This is a genomic window from Cellulosimicrobium sp. Marseille-Q8652 (genome assembly GCF_965112045.1).
This window is the reverse complement of the sequence record NZ_CBCOPS010000002.1, coordinates 127,686-146,569: the sequence shown is the minus strand read 5'-3', so window position 1 is coordinate 146,569 and position 18,884 is coordinate 127,686. Positions and strand designations below refer to the sequence as shown.

Genomic DNA, 18,884 nt, shown 5'->3' with positions numbered 1-18,884 from the left:
CGCCACGCGGTCAGCCCGCCGGCGAGACGCTCACGCGCAGGAGACGGTCGTCGCCCGCGCGCGGCTCGCCCCGCCCGTCCGTGTTGTTCGTCAGCACGTAGAGCACCGCGCTCCCGTCCTCCCCCGGCGGGCCCGCGGGGTCCACGACGACCGTCCGCAGACGACCGACGTCCGCGAGCACGGCCTGCGGCGCGCCGAACGCGTCGGGCGACGTGCCGCCGTCGGGCGTCACGAACGGGACGCGCCACAACGTCTCGCCGCGCAGCCCGGCGAGGTAGGCGCCCTCCCGGGTCGCGGCGAGCCCGCTCGGCGACGCGTCGTCGGTCGCCCACGTCGCCACCGGGTCCACGAACCCGGCGCCCGAGCCCCCCGACCCCTCGACGTCCGGCCAGCCGTAGTTGCCGCCCGCCTCGACGACGTTGAGCTCGTCGAACGTGTCCTGCCCGAACTCGCTCGCGAGCATCCGCCCGGTCGCGTCCCACGCGAGACCCTGCACGTTGCGGTGCCCGAGGCTCCACACCGGCGAGGCCGGGTCGGGGTTGCCGGGAGCCGGTGCGCCGTCCACGGTCACGCGCAGGATCTTCCCGGCGAGCGACGCCGGGTCCTGGGACGCACCGCGCTGCTGCGCGTCGCCCGTCGTGACGTAGAGGTACCCGTCCGGGCCGAAGGCCAGCCGGCCGCCGTCGTGCGTGCTCGCCGCCGGGATCCCCTGCACGACCGGCGTCAGCGCCGACAGCTCACCGCCCGCGAGCGTCCCGCGCAGCACCTCGTTCCCGCCCGGAGCGGTCCGGTGGACGAACACCTCGCCGGGCGCCGCGCCGTCCTCCGGCCCGACGGCCACGCCGAGCAGCCCCGCCTCGCCCCCGGTCACGGTGCCGTCGCGCAGCTCGCCCGCCCCCGGGCCCCCCACGGTCGCGACCGACCCGGTGGCCGGGTCCACGACGACGAGCGCGCGCTCGTCGCGCAGGGACACGAGCAGCGTCCCGTCCGGCAGCGGCGCGAGGCCCCAGGGCGCGTCGAGACCGGTCGCGACGTCGGCCACCTCGACCTGCACCTCCGGCACGACGACCAGCCCCGGCTCCGGCGCGGGCGGCGCGGTGGTCTCCGAGGTCTCGGGCGTCACCGACGGCGCGGCGGGGCTCCGCGTGGTGCCCGACGGCGTCGGCCCGGCCACTCCCGGCCCGCCCTCCGTGCACGCCGCGAGGAGACCGAGGCACGCGAGGAGTGCCGCTCCCGCGGTCGCGCGACGCGCGCGCGTCGTCGTCCCGGGCGGAGCAGCCATGCCTCCATCGTCGCCCGGGCGCGACGTCGGCGCGAGGTCGCGGGGACTACTGCAGGCGCGTCAGGCCGCGCCGGAGGCCGCGGACCGCCTGGCCGATGCGGTGCTCGTTCTCGATGAGCGCGAAGCGGACGAACTCGTCGCCGCCCGGGCCGAAGCCGACGCCGGGCGAGACCGCGACGTCGCACTCCTCGACCAGGTGGGTCGCGAACTCGATCGAGCCCATGTCGCGGTACGGCTCGGGGATGCGCGCCCAGGCGAACATCGTGCCGCCGGGCTTGTGGATGTCCCAGCCGATGCGCTGCAGGCCGTCGTACAGGGCGTCGCGCCGCGACTCGTAGACGGAGGAGATCTCCTGCGGGTGCTCGGTCGCCTCGTTCAGCGTGACCGTCGCCGCGATCTGGATCGGCTGGAACGTGCCGTAGTCGAGGTAGCTCTTGAGCTTCGCGAGCGCCCCCACGACGTCGCGTCGCCCGACGAGGAACGCGACGCGCCAGCCCGCCATCGAGAAGGACTTCGTCATCGAGTACAGCTCGACCGCGACCTCGCGCGCGCCGTCGCACTCCATGATCGACGGCGGACGGAAGCCGTCGAACGTCATGTCGGCGTAGGCGAGGTCGTGGACGAGCACGACGTCCTTGTCCCGCGCCCAGTCGACGAGGCGCTGCAGGTCCTCCTTGGTCGCAACCGTGGTCGTCGGGTTGTGAGGGAACGACAGCACGACGACGCGCGGCTTGGGCCAGCCCAGCTCCCACGCCTCGATGATGCGGTCGATGTACCCGGCGGCGTCGGTCCCGTCGCCGATCGGGACCTGGCGCGCGTCGGCGCCCGCGAAGTAGGGACCCCAGATGTGGATGGGGTAGCTCGGCGTGGGGACGAGCGCGACGTCGCCCGGCTGCAGCAGCACCCACATGAGGTGGCTGAAGCCCTCCTTGGCGCCGATGGTGGAGATGATCTCGGTCTCCGGGTCGAGGCTCACGCCGAACCGGCGCTGGTACAGGCCGGCGACGGCCTCGCGCAGCTTGGGGATGCCGCGCGACGCGGAGTAGCGGTGGTTCCGCGAGTTCTGGGCCGCCTCGGCGAGCTTGTCGACGGCGATCTGCGGGCTGGGCAGGTCCGGGTTGCCGAAGCCGAGGTCCACGACGTCGCGACCTGCTCGGCGTGCCTCGATCTTGAGCCCGTCGATGATCGTGAAGACGTAGGGCGGCAGACCGGGGATCCGGCGGAACTCCATCGCAGTGCTCCTGCTCGTCGGGGCGCCCGCGGTGCGCGGGACTCGGGTCCCGGCAGCGTACGCCCGCGAGCCGTCGTCCGGTCGCGGCGTCCACGGGCCCGCCCCTGCCTGTCCCCCTCCGTGCTGCCCGTCTGCCGTGCTGCCCCGCCGCTGCCGTGCTGCCCGCATCGCCCTGTCGCCCGCGTCGCGCGCGCCCTACGGTGGGAGCAGCCGAGACCGCGACGTCGCCGAGGACGCCCGGCTCGCGACCCCGACCGAGGAGCTCCCATGCTGGTCCCCTACCTGACCGTGCACGACGCCGCCGCCGCGATCGACTTCTACGCCCGCGCGTTCGGGGCCCGGGAGACGGGCGAGCGCTGGGTCGAGGACGACGGCCGTGTCGGCTTCGCCGCGCTCGAGGTCGGCGACGACACGTTCTTCGTCTCCGACGAGTACCGCGAGGTGGGCGCGTTCGCCCCGGCCACGGTCGGGCACTCGACCGTCGCCGTCGTCCTCGGGGTCGACGACGTCGACGCCACGTACGCGGCCGCCGTCGCCGCGGGCGCGACGCCCGACCGCGAGCCGGACGACCAGGGCGGGGAGCGCCGCGGCTGGCTCGTCGACCCGTTCGGCCACCGCTGGGCGATCGAGTCGCCGGCCCGCTGACCCGGAGCGGCCGGATCCCGCCGGGCGGAGCCGCACCCGGGCGGCGGGATCACCCGCCGGACGACCAGCCGAGGTTGCGGGCCATCTGCTGGAGGGTCGCGACGGTCGTCGCGTAGCGCTCGGGCGAGACGCCCTCGGCGACGCGCTCGCGCGAGCGGGACACCGCGTCGAGGAGGTCGTGGTACGCGTGGTTGCCGGCGAGCGTGACCGACAGCCCGCCGTCGGACCGTGTCACCCAGCCCCGGCGGACGAGGTCCTCGACCTCGGCGCTGACCGACGCCGCGTGCCCGCCGCCCGCGCCCGTGAACGGGGAGAGCACGCCGTCGACCGCGGTCTCCTCGCTCACGCCGTCACGGATCGTGTTGAGCACCTGCCAGTGCCGCCGCGTGAGACCGGTGTGCTGGAACACCTCGTCGAAGCTCTCGTCGATGAGCCGGTCCACGAGCTTGAGCCAGTAGCCGATGGGGCGGTCGGTCGTCATGCGGTCCTCCACGCGGTGCTCGGGCGTCGTCCCCCACTGTGGCACCACCCGCGGGCGACCGCCCGGCGTCCCGCGCGCCGGCGGACGGTGGCAGAGTGGGCGTCATGAGCGAGAGCACGCAGGCGCCGCGCCGCGCCCTTGTCGTCGTCGACGTCCAGCCCACGTTCTGCGAGGGCGGAGAGCTGGGCGTCGAGGGCGGGAACGCCGTCGCGCAGCGCATCGCCGACCACGCGCGCGACCACCGCGACCGCTACGACCTCGTCGTCACGACGCAGGACTGGCACGTCGACCCGGGCGAGCACTGGAGCGCGGCGCCGGACTTCGTCGACACGTGGCCGCCGCACGGCGTCGCGGGCTCCGCGAACGCCGAGCTCCACCCGGCCCTCGCGGACCTCGCGCCCGACGTGTCCGTGAAGAAGGGCGAGTACCAGGCCGCCTACTCGGGGTTCGAGGGGGTCGACGTCGCGGGCCGCGCGCTCGCGGACGTGCTGCGCGAGGCCGGGATCGGCGCGGTCGACGTCGTGGGCATCGCCGAGTCGCACTGCGTGCGGGCGACGGCGCTCGACGCCCACGCGCTCGGCCTGGACACCCGCGTCCTCACCGACCTCACCGTGCCGGTGACGCCCGAGCTCGGCGCGGCCGCGCGCGAGGAGCTCGCCGCCGCCGGCGTCACGCTCGAGGCGAGCGACGCCGCCTGATCGCACCGCTGGGGCGGGGTCGAATTGCCCTCCCGGAGCGTCGGCGCGTACCGCTACTCTTCGCGTGCCGCCGTCGGCACCGTGCCGACCGCCACGACACCCGGAGCGACCTCATGCCGCGCTTTGCCCTGCGCACCCCCGCCGCCCTCCTCCTCGGCCTCGCCCTCCTCGGCACGAGCGCCTGCGGGCTGCTCCCGGGCTCGGAGCCCGTCCGCGACGAGTCCGGCGCCATCACGGAGGCCGACGAGGACGCGGACGTCTTCAGCCTCGCCGTCGGCGACTGCACGAACGACGGGGACGAGGCCGCGAGCGCCGAGTCCGAGGAGGTCTCGACCGTGTCCGTGGTGCCGTGCGACGAGCCCCACGACAACGAGGTCTACGCCTCCCACCTCCTGCCGGGCGACGACTACCCGGGCGAGGACGCCGTGATGCAGTCCGCGGACGAGCTGTGCCTCGACGCGTTCGCCGGCTTCATCGGCACGGCGTACGAGGAGTCGGTCTACGGCTACTGGCCGATGTACCCCACGAAGGCGAGCTGGGCGCAGGACGACCGCGAGGTGCTGTGCCTCGCGTACCACGGTGAGCTCGAGCAGGTCACCGGCACCCTCGAGGGCATCGCCGGCTGACCCCGCGGCCGCGCCTCGCCGCGGCGCTCACGCCTTGCGGGCGTCGAGCGCCGCGGCGTAGAGGTCGCGCTTGGGCACGCCCGCCGTGCTCGCGACGTCCGCGACGACGTCCTTGAGCCGCTCCCCGCCGTCGACGCGCGCGAGCACGACCGGCACGAGCTCGGCGAGCGGCACGGGGCCGCGCGCCGGCGCCCCGCCGACGACGACGCAGATCTCGCCCCGCAGCTGCTCGGCCGCGGCCTGCGCCGCCAGGTCGCCCAGCGTGCCGCGCAGCACCTCCTCGTACGTCTTCGTCAGCTCGCGCGCGACCGCACCGGGCCGTTCCGGGCCGAACGCGGCGGCCATCGCCGCGAGCGCCTCCGCGACGCGGTGCGGCGCCTCGAAGAACACGAGCGTGCGCGGCTCGTCGACGAGCGCCGCGAGGGCGCGCGACCGGTCGCCGGCCTTGCGGGGCAGGAAGCCCTCGAAGCAGAAGCGGTCGGTCGGCAGGCCGGAGAGCGCGAGCGCGGTGAGCACGGCGCTCGGCCCGGGCGCGGCGGTCACGGGCACCCCGCGCTCCACCGCGCGCGCCACGACGCGGAACCCGGGGTCGGAGACGCTCGGCATGCCCGCGTCGGACACGACGAGCACGGTCCCGCCGTCCTGGACCACGTCGAGCAGGTCGTCGGCGCGCTCGGACTCGTTGTGCTCGTGGAAGCTCACGACCCGGCCCCGGACCTCCACGCCGAGGCGGCCGGCGAGCGAGCGCAGGCGGCGCGTGTCCTCGGCCGCGACGACGTCCGCGTCCGCGAGCAGACGACGCAGGCGCGGGCTCGCGTCCTCGGCGTTGCCGATCGGCGTCCCCGCGAGCACGAGGTGACCCGCCTCGCGAGGTCGCGCTGCGGCGTCGGGCAGGTCGGTCGCGGGGGTCATGACGTCCAGGGTTCCACACGCGGAACCCCTACCATGGCGTGCGTGTCCCAGCCGCCCGTCGACGCGCACCCCGGGTCGACGCCCCCCGCGCCCGTGCCCGACGACGCCTCGCGACACGGCGACGACGGACCTCCCGGGGCCACGGCGCCCGCCGCCGCCGACGGGTCCCCCGACCTGACGCACCGCGAGCGCCTCCTGCTCGCGCTGCTCGGCCCGCGTCGTCTGGCGCTCGGCGTGACGGCGCACGACCGCCTGTGGGGCTGGCTCGGCGTCGCGGTCGTCGCGGCCGTCGCCGCGGTGCTGCGGCTGTGGAACCTGGGCCGTCCGGGCACGCTGGTCTTCGACGAGACGTACTACGTCAAGCAGGCGTACACGCTGCTCCGCGTCGGGTTCGAGGCGGACTGGCCGGAGGAGCCGAACCCGGCGTTCGAGGCCGGTGACGTCGACACGTTCCTCCCGACCGCCGACTACGTGGTCCACCCGCCGCTCGGCAAGTGGATGATCGCGCTCGGCATGAAGGCGTTCGGCGGCGCGGAGAACCCGTGGTCGTGGCGCATCGCGTCGGCGGTCGTGGGCGTGCTCGCGGTGGTGCTCGTGGCGCGCATCGCGCGCCGCCTGTTCGCGTCGACGGCGATGGGGATCGTGGCGGGCGGGCTGATGGCCGTCGACGGTGCGGCGATCGTCCACTCCCGGACCGGCCTGCTCGACAACATGCTCATGCTCTGGGTGCTCGTCGCGTTCGGCTGCCTGCTCCTCGACCGCGAGCAGGCGCGGCGGCGGCTCGCCGAGCGGTGCGGGGCGATCCTGGACGCCGGGGGCAGCATCGGCCGGTACGGGCCGCAGCTCGGCTGGCGCTGGTGGCGGTTCGCGGCGGCCGTGTCGCTGGGCCTCGCGTGCGGCGTCAAGTGGTCGGGACTGTACTTCCTCGCGGTGTTCGCCGTCCTCTCGGTGCTGTGGGACGCGACGGCGCGCCGGACGGTCGGCATCAGGCGCTGGTGGGAGGACGCGCTGCTCGTCGACGCGATCCCCGCGGCGCTCGTCATGCTGCCGACGGCCGCGCTCGCCTACCTCGCGACGTGGACCTCGTGGTTCCGCACGCCCGCGTCGTACATGCGGCAGTGGGCCGTCGAGAACCCCGGCGAGGGCGTGCCGTGGCTCCCGCCCGCGCTGCGCTCCCTGTGGGAGTACCACCTGAAGATGTGGGACTTCCACACCGGGCTCTCGTCCGAGCACCCCTACGAGTCCCACCCGCTCGGCTGGATCGTGCAGTGGCGCCCCACGTCGTTCTACTGGCGCTCCCAGGACGCGGGCGAGGCGGGGTGCGAGGTCGAGCGCTGCGCGCGGGCGATCACGTCTCTCGGCAACCCGGTGCTGTGGTGGACGGCGGCGCTCGCCGTCGTCGTGACCGTCGTCCTGCTGCTGCGGCTCAAGGACTGGCGTGCGCTCGCGGTGCTCAGCGGGCTCGTCGCCGGCTGGGTGCCGTGGTTCGCCTACCCCGAGCGGACCATCTTCACCTTCTACTCGATCGTCTTCACGCCCTGGGTCGTGCTCACGCTCGTGTACGTGCTGACCGTCGCGCTCGAACGCACCGAGCGCTCGCACGCCGCCCGTTCGCGCGTCCGCACCGGGATCACGGTGCTGCTCACCACGATCGGCGTCGTGAGCGTGTTCTTCTACCCGATCTGGACCGGGATGCAGGTGCCGTACTGGTTCTGGCACATGCACATGTGGCTGCCGAGCTGGATCTGACTCACTGGTAGCTGACGAAGTCCGGGACCGGGCGGATCCCCCACGTCTGCTCGGGCGTGAGCATGGGCGCGTCCTCGTCGTAGAAGTTCTTCCAGCCCCAGAACACCCCCGCCGGCGCGTCGCGGTGCAGGTTCGCCCACGTCGCGGCCTTGGCCTCCTGACCCCCCTGGCCGTCGGCGTGGATCACGACCGCCAGCTCGGGGTGCGCGGTGTCGAGCCGCGCGCGGTCCGCGATCATCGAGGTGCGGAACTGGTGGAGCAGGAAGATCTTCTGCGGGAGACGGCGCTCGCGGACGAGCCCCGCGAGGTAGTCGCCCACCGCGTTCACCTCGTCGACGCCCACGGAGCCGATCTGCGCGAGGTGCACCTGGTCCGGACCGAGCCGCCACTCGGGGTCGAGCGCGACGCCGACGTGGGGCTCGACGACCAGGTCCTCGTACGCTCGGACCTGCGTGAGGAAGTCGGTGCGGCCGGGCTGGAAGTCGAGCACCACGTACACGCCCGCGTCCCGCGCGGCGTCCACGTAGGGCCGGACGAGGTCGGCCGACCGCTCGTTCGAGTAGTTCCCGTCGCCGCCCGCCGAGCCGGACGCCACCGTGGTGATGATCTCGAGCGTCGGCACGACGGGCTCGCCCGTCAGCGCCTCGTAGCGCGCGGCGTGCTCCTGCGCGCGGGCGATCGTCGCGGGCACGTCCTGCTCGCCGAGGACGCCGAGCACGGGCGCACCGGGCGAGCCGTACAGCGCCACGTACCGCTTGCCCGGCAACGCGATCTGGCCACCGCCCGGCAGCTCGACGCCCGTCGCGGCCGTCTCGACGCGCCACGCGAGGTCCTCGGGGGTGCCGAACGACGGGCCGAGCCCCACCGTGGCCGACGCCGCGCCCTCCGCCCGGGCGCCGTGCACGCCCTGGACCGTGGCCGACGAGACGCGCGGGTCGCCGCCCGGGACGTCGAGCACCGTGGCGCCCGACGCGCGCGCGGTGGCGCCCGCGAGGGCGCTCGCGGGGGTGGTCGTCGCGTCGGTCAGCGCGAGGACTCCCTCCGACGTCTCGGGCTCCCCCGCGACGGGCAGGTCGGCGAGCGCCGCGTCGAGCGCGTCGGCGTCGGGCTCGCCGTCCGGGGCCACCTCCGCAGGGTCGACCGAGACCGTCACGACACCGTCGAGGCCGGACGGCTCGCGCGTGCCGGCGTCCGCCCGGTCCGGCGCGGCGGTCTGACCCTCGCCCGTCTCGGCCGTCCCCTGCGGCGCCTCCGGCGCCGCGGCGACGAGCGCGACGCCCTCGACGCCCAGGCGGTCCAGCTCCTCGGCGGCGGCCTCGCCGACCACCCCGTCGCCGACCACCAGCACCGGGCCACCGACGGCCTCCGCCGTGGCGGCCGCCATGGCGGACGTGGCCGCGTCGTCGCCCGCCGCGGCCGGGACGAGGACGGCGAGCGGCGACGCCTCGAAGAACGTCCGGCTCGCCGAGAGGGTCAGCGCCGCGGGGTCCGGCTCGGGCAGCGTGGCCACGCCCTCGACGGTCGAGGCACGCGCCGACGGGACCGGCGGCTCCTCCGTCGTCGCGCTGCCGCTGTCGCTCGGACCCGGTTCCGGCGACGAGCCGTCCGTGCAGGCGGCGAGGCCGGTCCCTACCGCGAGGGCTGCGGAGAGCGCGAGCACGCGTCGTCGGGCACGGGGCCGGGAGAGCACCGCAGGGTGCGGGGCGGGGCGGGAGCGGGGAACGACCATCCGATCGATGGTCGCACGCGCCGTGGCCCCCGCGACCTCAGCGAGCGGTTCCGGCGGTGACGTCCGCCACGCGGCGCGGCGTGCTCACCAGTCGACCTGCGGCGTGGGGTGGAACGCACGGCCGTCGCGCCGCCACGCGCCCGCCTCGACCGCGACGCGGCGGCGGAAGTCCTCCCAGTCCTTGCGCGCAGGGGCCGTCCAGGCGACCTCGGCCACCGCGGACAGCCGCGGCAGGAGCATGGTGAACAGGTCGTCGGTCGTGACGATCCGCTCGGTCCACACCGCGCCCTCGACGCCCTCGATCGACGACGGCGGGAGGCCCTCGACGACGGCCTCCGGCTCCCAGTCGTAGGAGTCGTGCAACTCGACGAGGCCGGCCCACTCCTGCCCGAGCGGGAAGTCGGCGGTGTACTTCATGTCGAGGTACACCTTGTTCGCCGGCGACAGCAGGACACGTGCCCCGGCGCGCGCCGCGTCGGCGAGGTACGTGAGGTCGGCCTTGTGCGTGTCCCAGTACTGGACGACCGTCCCGGGCCGCAGCGGAGCCTTCGCCGCCTCCTGCCACGCGACCGGCGTCTTGCCCGCCTCACGGATGACGCGCTCGCACAGCTCGACGAACCGCGCGTACTCGTCGGGCTCCATGGTCAGCACCTCGTCGCCGCCGAAGTGCACGTGCTCGCCGTCGGTCACGCGCGCCAGGTCGGTGAGGACGTCGCGCAGGAACGGCTCGGTCGCCGGGAGGTCGAACGTGAGCCGGGAGAAGCCGACCTCGATGCCGGTGTACGCGTCGGTGGGGACGCCGTCGGGCCGCAGCTCGCCGTAGACGTGCGTCGCGGCGTTGATGTGCCCCGGCACGTCGATCTCGGGCACGACGCGCACGAAGCGGTCCGCCGCGTAGTCCTGGAGCGCCCGGAAGTCGGCGAGCGACAGGTGGCCGCCCTTCCCGCCCGAGCAGTCGCCGTCGGACGAGAGCTTGGCGAGCTCGGGGCGCGACGGGGACTCGATCCGCCAGCCCTGGTCGTCCGTGAGGTGGAGGTGCAGCACGTTGAGCTTGTACGCGCTGAGGACGTCGACCACGGCGCGCAGCGCCTCCGGGCCGTAGAAGTGGCGCGCGACGTCCAGGGACAGCCCGCGCCACGGGTAGCGCGGCGCGTCGTGCACGACGACGAACGGGAGCCGGGCGGTCGGCTCGCCGTCCCCGGCTGCGGGGTCGTGCTCGACGAGCTGGCGCAGCGTCTGCGCGGCGTGCAGCAGCCCGGCGGCGGTGGGGGCGGAGAGGGTCGCGCCACCGGCGTCGACGACGAGGGAGTAGCGCTCGGGGCTCGTGGAACCGTCGGGCCCGGCCGAGCCGTCGAGGCGCAGGTCGACGGGCAGCAGCCGGGAACCCGCACGCGGTGCCTGCGTGGTGTCGAGGAGCCGCTCGACGAGGTCCTCGAGCCCTGCGGCCGCGTGCTCGTCGAGGCCGTGCGCGCGCACGGTGAGGCCGGTCAGCGGGACGTGGCCGTCCACGGGGCGCACGTCCAGGGGCTGCGGGATGAGCGAGACCATCGGAACCTCGTTGTCGTGGTGGTGCGGCGGCCGGTCGAAACGATTCGGCTTTTGTGAGGACCACACCGTAACCCGTGCCGCGTCAGCAGGCCAAGACGCCCGGCGCGACTCCTACGGCGCGGCGGCGACGTACCGCGGTGCGGGCTCGAGCGAGAGCACGCCCGCGACGTCGAGCGCCGGGTCGGACGAACCCGTCGTCCACCCGGGGACGACCTCCGCCGACGAGCCGGTCACCACGCCGTCCCACGCGGCGACCCGCCGCCCGTACCCGCCCGAGGCGATCGACTGCGCGACGACCGCGACCTCCCCCGCCCCGGCGTCGAGGTCCGCGAGGCCGCGGACGGCGTCGGCGGACGGCGTCTGCACCACGAGCAGCTTCTGCGGGAGGGCCTCGGAACGCACGAGCTCGCCCAGTCGCACGGCCACCGCCTCGACCTCGGCGACGTCGACGGTCCCGTACTGCACCGCGCCCCGGCGCGCCGACACGTCGAGCGCGACCCCGACGCCCGGCAGAGCCAGCAGGTCGGCGTACTCGGCGACCTGCTCGTCGAAGGACGCCCTGCCCGGCTCGAAGGAGAGGACCACGTGCACGCCGGCGGCGGTCACCGCGTCGACGAACGGCCGCAGCTCCTCCGCCGGCACCTCGGTCGAGTAGTCGCCGTCCGTGCCCGAGCTGGACGACGACCGGGTCGCGCGCACCTCGACGACCGGGACCGTCAGGCGGGGGTCCACCGCCGCGAAGGCGTCGGCAGCCGTGCGGGCCTCGGCCACCGCCTCGGCCGCGGCATCGGCGTCGACCGCCTCCAGCCGCGAGGTGACGGCGTCCGCGCCGACCGCCACGTACCGGCTGTCCCCGGCGAGCACCAGCTGTGTCCCGGACGGCAGCAGCGTCCCCGACTCGGCCGCCCGCACGCGCCAGCCGAGCTCCTGAGACGTCCCGAACTCCGCACCGATCCCGACGACGGCGAGCGCCTTCGCCTCGGAGATCGTCTCCACGACGGACGCGTCGGCCCGCGGGTCGCCCCCGGCGACCTCCACGGGCAGCGCCCCGGCCGCGCGCGCGGTGGCGACGGCCGCGACCTGCGCCTCGCCGGGCTGCGCGAGGACCAGCACCTCCGTGAGCACGTCGGCCTCCCCGAGATCGGGCAGCGCGTCCTGCAGCTCCTCGAGGTCGCGCGGGTCGATCTCCCCCGCGGCGGTCAGGGCGTCGACGTCGAGGCGCACGCTGGTCACGTCGTCGAGGCCGTCCAGCGCCTCGAGCCCGTCGTCGGCGCCCGGGCCGGCGCTGGGATCCGCCCCGCCCGGGGGCGCCGGGTCCTCGTCGACCTCGACGACCGCGACGGCGCCGAGCCGGTCGAGCTCCGTCCGCACGCCACCGTCCGAGATCCCGCCGCCCACGAGGAGGACGGGCGCCGTGAGCGGTGCGGCCACCGCCGCCGCGGTCGCCTGGGCGGTGACGTCGTCCGCCGCGACGAGCACGACGACCGGTGCCGCGTCGAAGAAGGTCTGGCTGGCCGTGAGAGCGAGCTCCGCCGGGTCCGCGGAACCGAGCACGAGCACGCTGTCCGCAGGCTCCGCCGCCCGGGCGACCTGCTCCGGCGCGGGCGAGACGGCCTCCGCACCGGCGGGCTCCGCCGCGCACCCGGACAGCACCGGGACGACCGCCACCGCGAACGTGGCAGACGCGGCGAGCGTGACGAATCGGACCTTCCGTGGGTTCACGCCCCCATCATCGCGCACGCCCGGGAGTCGATACACCTCGACGCGAGCGGCGACGGTGAGGACCGGCCTGCGAACACGCCTGGCCAGGTCGTGGCGGCGCCCTGTCCCACCAGGGCATACTGGCCGCGCCGTGCCCACGAACCGAGGAGCGACCCCGATGTCCACCCCCGACCAGCCCCAGCAGCCGCAGGAGCCGAACCCGTCCGGACCGCCGTCGTACGGCGGACCGCAGCAGGGTGACACCCCGCAGTACGGGGCGGCGCCGAGCGGCGCACCGCAGTACGGGGCGCAGTCGCCCCAGTACGGCGCTCCCCAGGCCCCGCAGTACGGCTCCGGCTCGACGCCCGGCTACTCCGCCCCGGCGCAGAACCCGGGCAAGACGCTCGGCATCGTCGGCTTCATCCTGTCGTTCCTCGGCTGCCTGTCGATCGTCGGCATCATCCTGAGCATCGTCGCGCTGAACAAGTCGAAGAAGGCCGGCTACGGCAACGGCCTGGCGATCGCCGGCATCATCGTCGGCATCCTGGTGCTCATCGGCACCGTCATCTTCGGATGGGTCACCTACCAGGGCATCCAGATCGTCAACGACGCCTGCTCGGGCGTGCCGACCGGCGAGACGGTGGTCTACGAGGGTGTCAACGTCACCTGCCCGTGACACCTCTTCGCCCAGAGGACGGGCCGCGACCACCCCGGTGGTCGCGGCCCGTTCTCGTCGGGTCGGCGGGGACCGTCTCAGATCGTCGTCGTACCCGGCTCGCGGACGCGGCACACGCGAGGTACCCGGAGTGACGACCGCCCGACATGACGAAGGCCGGAACCGTTGCGGTTCCGGCCTTCTGCTGTGGAGCTAGGGGGATTCGAACCCCGACCTTCTCCTGCCGGGTCACAAGCCCGGGCGCTCCCGAAGTCCGTGGCTACATCCGCGCACCAATGCCATTTCGACCACCATAAACGCGGAACCGCAACGATCATTGGATGCGTGAACCAGGTTCGCACCGACCGTCGACCAGGGTCAAGCACCGGCAACCGTCGTGCGCCCACACGTGAAACTTCCATGGAGCCAAGCGCCTCGCGTGGAACTCGCGTGGAACGACGATCCCGATCCGCGGTCACCTTCGTCCACTTTGAGCGTGACGGAGCCGAAGCCAACTTTGGTGAGCAACTCGAGATGGAGGGGCGCTGCCCGAAAAGAGTGCCGTGTTCGTTCGAGGGTAGGCGCCACGACCGGCCTGCGCCCGGTCAGCGCCACCGACTGAGCTACTCCTCGATCTGAACTGCCCCCGCTGAGCCCTTGGGCGGAAGGAAGCCGTACCGGCCGGCTCCGATCTCCTTGGTGAAGACAATATCGACTGCACCCGTCCCGAGCGGCTCAGTCGGGTCCAGGTTCTCCATCACGATCACCTGCCCATCGAAGCTCGCCTGGATGTCGCGATAGAAGTCAGCGACGATCCCTGCAGGAAGCGACTGATCGAGCTGCACCGGCGAGTTGCGTCCAGGCGGGCGATAGGTGACTAGCGGCGAGTCGAGCACGATGAAACCGGGGTGGGCGATGTCGCGATCCAAGCAGTACTGCGCGAGCCCCACGGTGAACGCAGCGTGGAGGACTGCTCGGACCCCCTTGCCATGTGCGGACCGGTACTGATCGTCCGCCAGGATGTCCTGCTCGGCGCGGTCGTACTGCACGGAGGCTGCATCCGGGTACCCCCAGGCCCCGAGCCGCTTCGCCAGCTCAGCGGAGAACTCTCGGAGCGCTCTAAGGTTCAGGCCAGCGGAGACGACGGTCGCATCCGTCTGCGTACTATCGATGAGGCTAGCCTTCAGCTGGGTCAGTTCGGCAGCCTGCGAGTACAGAGCGAGCGACCTCTCGAGATCACTCTTGACCCCGATCAGTTCGCGCAACTGGGAGTTTCCAGGGCGCAGCTCATCATCGAGCACTCGGAGTCTGACGCTCAGTGCTTCGACTTGGGCAACCGCCTCGCGGCCGGACGACCGGGCGTCTCCGCCGCGACGAACCAGTTCCTCCATGGTGAGCGCAAGGTCTGCGCGAAGTGCCCTGGTCTTGGCGATCTCTGCATCAACTGACTCCTCGAAAGCGGTGCCGTCGGCACCGTGAGCATCGTTGTAGTGCTGATCAGCGAGCTCCGCACCGCAGAACTGACACTTCCCGGGTGTGAAGAAACCAAGGAGTACACCGGCCTCCCGGATCGTCGCCAAGCGGTCAAGATCCGAGTCGTACTGCTCGTTGAGAAGACCGAACCTGCTCTGGAGCGCTCCGACTTCTGACAGCTCGGTCCTCGCCTCTTGGACAGCCTCCTGTAAGCGACGAAGTTGCTCTGCGAGTCCAGATCGTTCTGTGAGGAGTTCCTCCACCGTCGACGTGTGATCAGCGATGGATGCATTGAGCCGCGCCAGCTGATCGCGCAACTCACCCTCGTCGGGAGTGTCGATGAGTTTCGCCTCGACGTCGCTCAGCAACTGATCGATCACCTCGATCTTCGCACCAGTCGTCCGCACACCCTCCCGCGCTCCTTGGGTAGCGACCACCGAGGAGTCGTCCTCCGCCTCCAGAAGCAGCTTGAACGCCGAGATCTCCTTCGTCTTCGTCGTGTATTGCCCCGTAATCGCTGGCGGAACTTCGGATTGCATCTTCGTCTCACCGATGATGCAGAGATGCACGAGATCCCGGAAGCTGAGCGAAACAGTTGCTCCCTGCGCATTCTTCCGAATCAGTGAGTTCTCGAGATCAAGTTGCTTCAACAAGAACATCGAGAGGTTCGCGTCGCTCTTCGAGTTGTGCTTCGCCGAAAGATTCTCATCCGGGACTGAGAGCGGTCCGCTGCGGACATCGGAGCGGTAGAGCGAGAAAGCACCCCCTGCAACGCCGCGCGTAAGCGTCACGGTCTCACCAGTGGGTAGCTCAACACCGAGCAGCACGGTGGAATAGCCGTCTCGCTCGGGGATCTCCTTAAGCGACTTTCCGCCGAGCATAAAGTCGATCGCTTCCACCATAAAGGACTTGCCGGTGTCTGACGGGCCGCGCACGAGCGTGAGCCCGGGTCCGAACTCGACCGTCGACAGCGGTACGTTCGGTCCCCAAAGAGTGATGTGCAACAACCTCAAGCGGCTCACGTTGCCTGCTCCCCACCGTGGAAGTTCTCGAACTCTTCTGCCCATCGCCCGGACACTTCACGGATCGCATCTCGGAGGCCAGCGTCCGAAAGGTCTCCGTAGCGGTCGACCACCCAGCTCGCTCGCTCCGCCAAGGCGCGAGCATGAGACGTCTCCAGCAAGCTGAGGAAGGGATGCGCACCTTCAGCGGCCGTGAAGTGGATACCGCCGGCGGAGGCACTCATGTCAGCGAGCCCCACTCGCGTGAGCACCTCAAGCCCGAGCGTGAGCTGGTGACGCTTCACTCCAAGCTCGCTGGAGCGGATCGGAACAGGTGGGTGCAGGCTCGGGGGGCCTCCGAGATCCTCGCTGTGCAGCAGACCGTGGTCAAGGAGAACAAGTTGGTTCAGATCCAGGCTTCTCGGGTACGCCTCGGCGAGGAGCGTCAAGGCACGGATGGCCGTCTCCAAGGGGCCGTTGAGAGGGCTGCTCATGAGCCTGCCCTCATCCAAGCAAGGCGGTCCTCGTTAGCGAGCTGGTGACAGATGCCCTTACGGTCATCGGTCTGCGAGATCGTTGTAAGCGCGTGCGCGCTCAAGTCGATTTGGGTAGACGCCTGCAGCACCTGTGTCAACCGTGCCATCGAAGTGTCGTGATCCGCCTCCGCGATCTCGATCACGCCGGAGTACACGTCGTCTTGCAGCGCCTCGAAGGTGCCCGGAGGAACGGCGTCCCGAGCGTGAAGACGCAGAGACTCGGCGGAGTAGAACGACTCACGCTGCCGCTGAAAATGCGCGGCAAGACGAGGTTCCGTATGCAGCGTGTTGGGCGCCAGATCGCCAGTGGGCCTTGCCTCGCGGTACACGTCCATCAGCTGAGCGACATAGCGCGCCTCGGCTTCGCCGATCTCAGTAGGTGCACCGGTAGCCCGCGGCCGAGGCGGCAACGGGCCTCCGAATCGAGCCACGTGGTAAGCCGTCGTCCGGTGAGCGGCGATCGCATCCACCAGTTCCACCGACCTGAACATCGCGAAGTCCGTTGTTTCGGCAAGTGTTCGCACGTGGTCGCGCAGCGACGCATCGAGGCCCGCGGCGATCCCCTTGTCGCTACTGAGTTCCTCCAGGAACTTCTGCCGCAGATCTGTCGGCTTGCTCAAGAGGCGGTTGAGGCCGGTGCCGCATCCCTTCGGGGCAAGGAAGGCGTAAGCACTCGGCAGGACGTAGTGGCCGTTCACGGTCCCGGCAAAGATCTTCAGCATCTCTGGGAAGGCGTCTGACCACCCAAGCGGCTTCGCGTAGTGTTTCCCCTGGAAGCAATCCCAGTCACCCTCGAAGCCTCGGTCCGTCTTGAACGCCGCCACGTCGGCGCCCTTGTCGTTCGAACCGCCCAGTCGCTTGATCTGGCTGTATGCCTCGCCAATGGCGATCGCCCACTCGCGGATGAAGTCCTCCCACTCGTCCGGCGAGTAGAAGGCGATGCGCTGCGCCGGAGTCACTGGCGGCCCAGCGAGAGAGACTGGGGCGCTCGGTATGGGAGGCGCTTCGAGTTCGCTGACCACAGGAGCCTGGTCGTGCTGCACCGTTGGCCTTGTGTCCACTACGTCAACCGCCTCCTCCCTACACACGCGGGACCGGGCGCCCGACAGTTTCGTTCGGCAGCAACGCCGCCGCCGAAGTCGCCCCAGCCTACTAGGAGACACACACACGCCCTCGGCGGCTCGCGGACACCGAGTGTGCCGTGAGCCGCCGGAGACTCTCCCCACCCGCGGCGGCTCTCCACTGATGCTGAGCACCAAGATCTTCGGCTGACCGTTTCTGCCGGCCGCTCAGAGCGCGGTTCCGCTGACCGTCGCAGGAGCGTGGTCGGTAGTCTGAGGTCGACTTGTGGAGAACGCGACTCGCTTTCGACAGGAGCGAGACGTGAAGAGGGGAAGGAGCGTGTGCCGCATGGCTGCCTCAAGCACGTCCGGTACGCAACCGATCGCTGGCACACATACAGCGGCTCCGCAGGGCCTCATCACCCTGACGACCTCTGAGATCGCGCCGCTCCGCGAAGTCATGCGCGATCTCCAGACATCTGTTGCTGGGTACTATGCGGAAACCGCACGAGGCGGGGACCTGGGGCCACGGGTGCGGAGCTTCCTCGTCGCCGCACAGACGCTCAACGACCTTCTCACGAACCAGATCGCACAGTCTGCCACCTACAAGCAGCTCTTCGCGGGGCAGCGCCACCCTTCCGCCGACCTGATCGAGGCTGTCAAGTTCGCGCGCAACGTCGTACAGCACGTACTTCACATCGTGAGGCCAAGTGACGAGATCACGCTCGTGGGCGGCGAGCTCGGTATGAGGATCTACGCAGTCTGGGATCAGATTCCTGCAAGCGTGGTTGCGCAACTGCACACGGGGACACGGAAACTCGAGCCCGCCTACCGGTCCGAACTCGAAGGGCATGAGGTGACCGGCACGATGATGTCGGTCTTACGGTTCTTCGCCGACGTTGCCCCCTCGATCGTTCATCGAGATTCAAGGAACGAGTGGACAGGATTCCCGCTACTCAGTCAGCCGGGCATGAACATGCCGTTGCACCCTGAAGAGCCCATCGACCCGGCCGACGCGAGGCAGTGGATGGATAGCCGCGCCCCAGGCGGTGACTGTCGAGTCGTCTGTGGTCAGGTCACGATCGACGACCAGCCGTACATCTACGGCCAAACCTTCATCGGGCGCCACTCGTTCGCGCCATTCGTCGAGACGGTCGAGCAAGCAAACCATGACATCGGTCTCGGGTACCCGTACCTCGTGGGCAACCTCGCCGCCAACTTCGACGAAGTGACCGACCAGTTCCCCGAGGCCCTGCAAGGCGCTGTTATCGCCAGCCGTTGCGATGTGCTGACCTGGGCGTCCCCGATCGCGCACATCGATGCTCGTGACGATTGGCACGGACCAGGTGTCGACGCGGACTCCTGGGCACGCGTCGTGAAGCTGGAATTCGACACCGGACTGCCTGCGGGCTTCACCTTCGGGCCGAGGCGCGCTCGCCGTCTCAACGCGCTCGTGCCTCCTCGCTGATGCTCCAGCGGCGCAATCGCGCCCGTGCTCGCTAACGAACGGTAATTGGGCTCTGCGGATGGGGCGTTGGTCCTGGCCGTGTGGCATG

The 18,884-nt window shown here is 71.6% G+C and carries 16 protein-coding genes; 6 read left to right on the top strand and 10 right to left on the bottom strand.

The features are described from left to right. Positions 1-10: 10 nt before the first annotated feature. Both ACWPWV_RS10680 and ACWPWV_RS10675 read right to left on the bottom strand, forming a co-directional pair. Positions 11-1,282: a PQQ-dependent sugar dehydrogenase gene (locus ACWPWV_RS10680; RefSeq protein ID WP_454042969.1), complete on the bottom strand. Its 1,272-nt coding sequence runs from the start codon at positions 1,280-1,282 to the stop codon at positions 11-13. A gap of 46 nt (positions 1,283-1,328) precedes the next feature. Then, on the bottom strand, positions 1,329-2,513 hold the full coding sequence (locus ACWPWV_RS10675; protein ID WP_454042968.1) for an aminotransferase class I/II-fold pyridoxal phosphate-dependent enzyme: 1,185 nt from the start codon (positions 2,511-2,513) through the stop codon (positions 1,329-1,331). A gap of 267 nt (positions 2,514-2,780) precedes the next feature. On the opposite strand from ACWPWV_RS10675, the gene ACWPWV_RS10670 reads away from it, so the two are divergent. Next, positions 2,781-3,158, top strand: a complete 378-nt coding sequence (locus ACWPWV_RS10670) for a VOC family protein (protein WP_454042967.1) — start codon at positions 2,781-2,783, stop codon at positions 3,156-3,158. A 49-nt stretch (positions 3,159-3,207) separates the two neighbouring features. Here ACWPWV_RS10670 and ACWPWV_RS10665 read toward each other — a convergent pair whose 3' ends face one another. Beyond that, on the bottom strand, positions 3,208-3,639 hold the full coding sequence (locus tag ACWPWV_RS10665) for a MarR family winged helix-turn-helix transcriptional regulator (protein ID WP_454042966.1): 432 nt from the start codon (positions 3,637-3,639) through the stop codon (positions 3,208-3,210). Between the two features lie 104 nt (positions 3,640-3,743). On the opposite strand from ACWPWV_RS10665, the gene ACWPWV_RS10660 reads away from it, so the two are divergent. Continuing rightward, positions 3,744-4,337, top strand: a complete 594-nt coding sequence (locus ACWPWV_RS10660; protein ID WP_454042965.1) for an isochorismatase family protein — start codon at positions 3,744-3,746, stop codon at positions 4,335-4,337. Positions 4,338-4,450: 113 nt separating this feature from the next. Further along, positions 4,451-4,963, top strand: a complete 513-nt coding sequence (locus ACWPWV_RS10655; RefSeq protein WP_454042964.1) for a septum formation family protein — start codon at positions 4,451-4,453, stop codon at positions 4,961-4,963. A 27-nt stretch (positions 4,964-4,990) separates the two neighbouring features. On the opposite strand, the gene rsmI is transcribed toward ACWPWV_RS10655, so the two are convergent. Beyond that, a complete protein-coding gene (gene rsmI, locus ACWPWV_RS10650) occupies positions 4,991-5,875 on the bottom strand; it encodes a 16S rRNA (cytidine(1402)-2'-O)-methyltransferase (protein ID WP_454042963.1) in 885 nt (294 codons plus the stop codon). Positions 5,876-5,908: 33 nt separating this feature from the next. Here rsmI and ACWPWV_RS10645 point away from each other — a divergent pair, with 33 nt between their 5' ends. After that, positions 5,909-7,624, top strand: a complete 1,716-nt coding sequence (locus ACWPWV_RS10645; RefSeq protein ID WP_454042962.1) for a dolichyl-phosphate-mannose--protein mannosyltransferase — start codon at positions 5,909-5,911, stop codon at positions 7,622-7,624. Position 7,625: 1 nt separating this feature from the next. Here ACWPWV_RS10645 and ACWPWV_RS10640 read toward each other — a convergent pair whose 3' ends face one another. From ACWPWV_RS10640 to ACWPWV_RS10630, 3 genes are all read right to left on the bottom strand, one after another. Then, entirely contained in the window at positions 7,626-9,353 is a 1,728-nt protein-coding gene (locus ACWPWV_RS10640; protein WP_454042961.1) for a hypothetical protein, read from the bottom strand. Between the two features lie 84 nt (positions 9,354-9,437). Then, entirely contained in the window at positions 9,438-10,901 is a 1,464-nt protein-coding gene (locus ACWPWV_RS10635; RefSeq protein ID WP_454042960.1) for a family 20 glycosylhydrolase, read from the bottom strand. Between the two features lie 111 nt (positions 10,902-11,012). After that, entirely contained in the window at positions 11,013-12,623 is a 1,611-nt protein-coding gene (locus ACWPWV_RS10630; protein ID WP_454042959.1) for a hypothetical protein, read from the bottom strand. Between the two features lie 157 nt (positions 12,624-12,780). Here ACWPWV_RS10630 and ACWPWV_RS10625 point away from each other — a divergent pair, with 157 nt between their 5' ends. Beyond that, a complete protein-coding gene (locus ACWPWV_RS10625; RefSeq protein WP_454042958.1) occupies positions 12,781-13,278 on the top strand; it encodes a DUF4190 domain-containing protein in 498 nt (165 codons plus the stop codon). A 602-nt stretch (positions 13,279-13,880) separates the two neighbouring features. Here the strand turns inward: ACWPWV_RS10625 and ACWPWV_RS10620 are convergent. Genes ACWPWV_RS10620 through ACWPWV_RS10610 form a run of 3 tightly spaced genes read right to left on the bottom strand, consistent with a single transcriptional unit; the run spans position 13,881 to position 17,226 of the window. Beyond that, positions 13,881-15,752 (bottom strand): AAA family ATPase, encoded by a 1,872-nt coding sequence (locus ACWPWV_RS10620; RefSeq protein ID WP_454042957.1) that lies wholly within the window; start codon positions 15,750-15,752, stop codon positions 13,881-13,883. Beyond that, positions 15,749-16,225: an ABC-three component system middle component 2 gene (locus ACWPWV_RS10615; RefSeq protein ID WP_454042956.1), complete on the bottom strand. Its 477-nt coding sequence runs from the start codon at positions 16,223-16,225 to the stop codon at positions 15,749-15,751. Before ACWPWV_RS10615 ends, ACWPWV_RS10620 begins: the two co-directional genes overlap by 4 nt. After that, positions 16,222-17,226 carry an ABC-three component system protein gene (locus tag ACWPWV_RS10610; protein WP_454042955.1) on the bottom strand — a complete coding sequence of 335 codons (1,005 nt, stop codon included), beginning with the start codon at positions 17,224-17,226 and terminating at the stop codon, positions 16,222-16,224. Before ACWPWV_RS10610 ends, ACWPWV_RS10615 begins: the two co-directional genes overlap by 4 nt. A gap of 451 nt (positions 17,227-17,677) precedes the next feature. On the opposite strand from ACWPWV_RS10610, the gene ACWPWV_RS10605 reads away from it, so the two are divergent. Beyond that, a complete protein-coding gene (locus ACWPWV_RS10605) occupies positions 17,678-18,796 on the top strand; it encodes a hypothetical protein (RefSeq protein ID WP_454042954.1) in 1,119 nt (372 codons plus the stop codon). Positions 18,797-18,884: the final 88 nt, after the last annotated feature.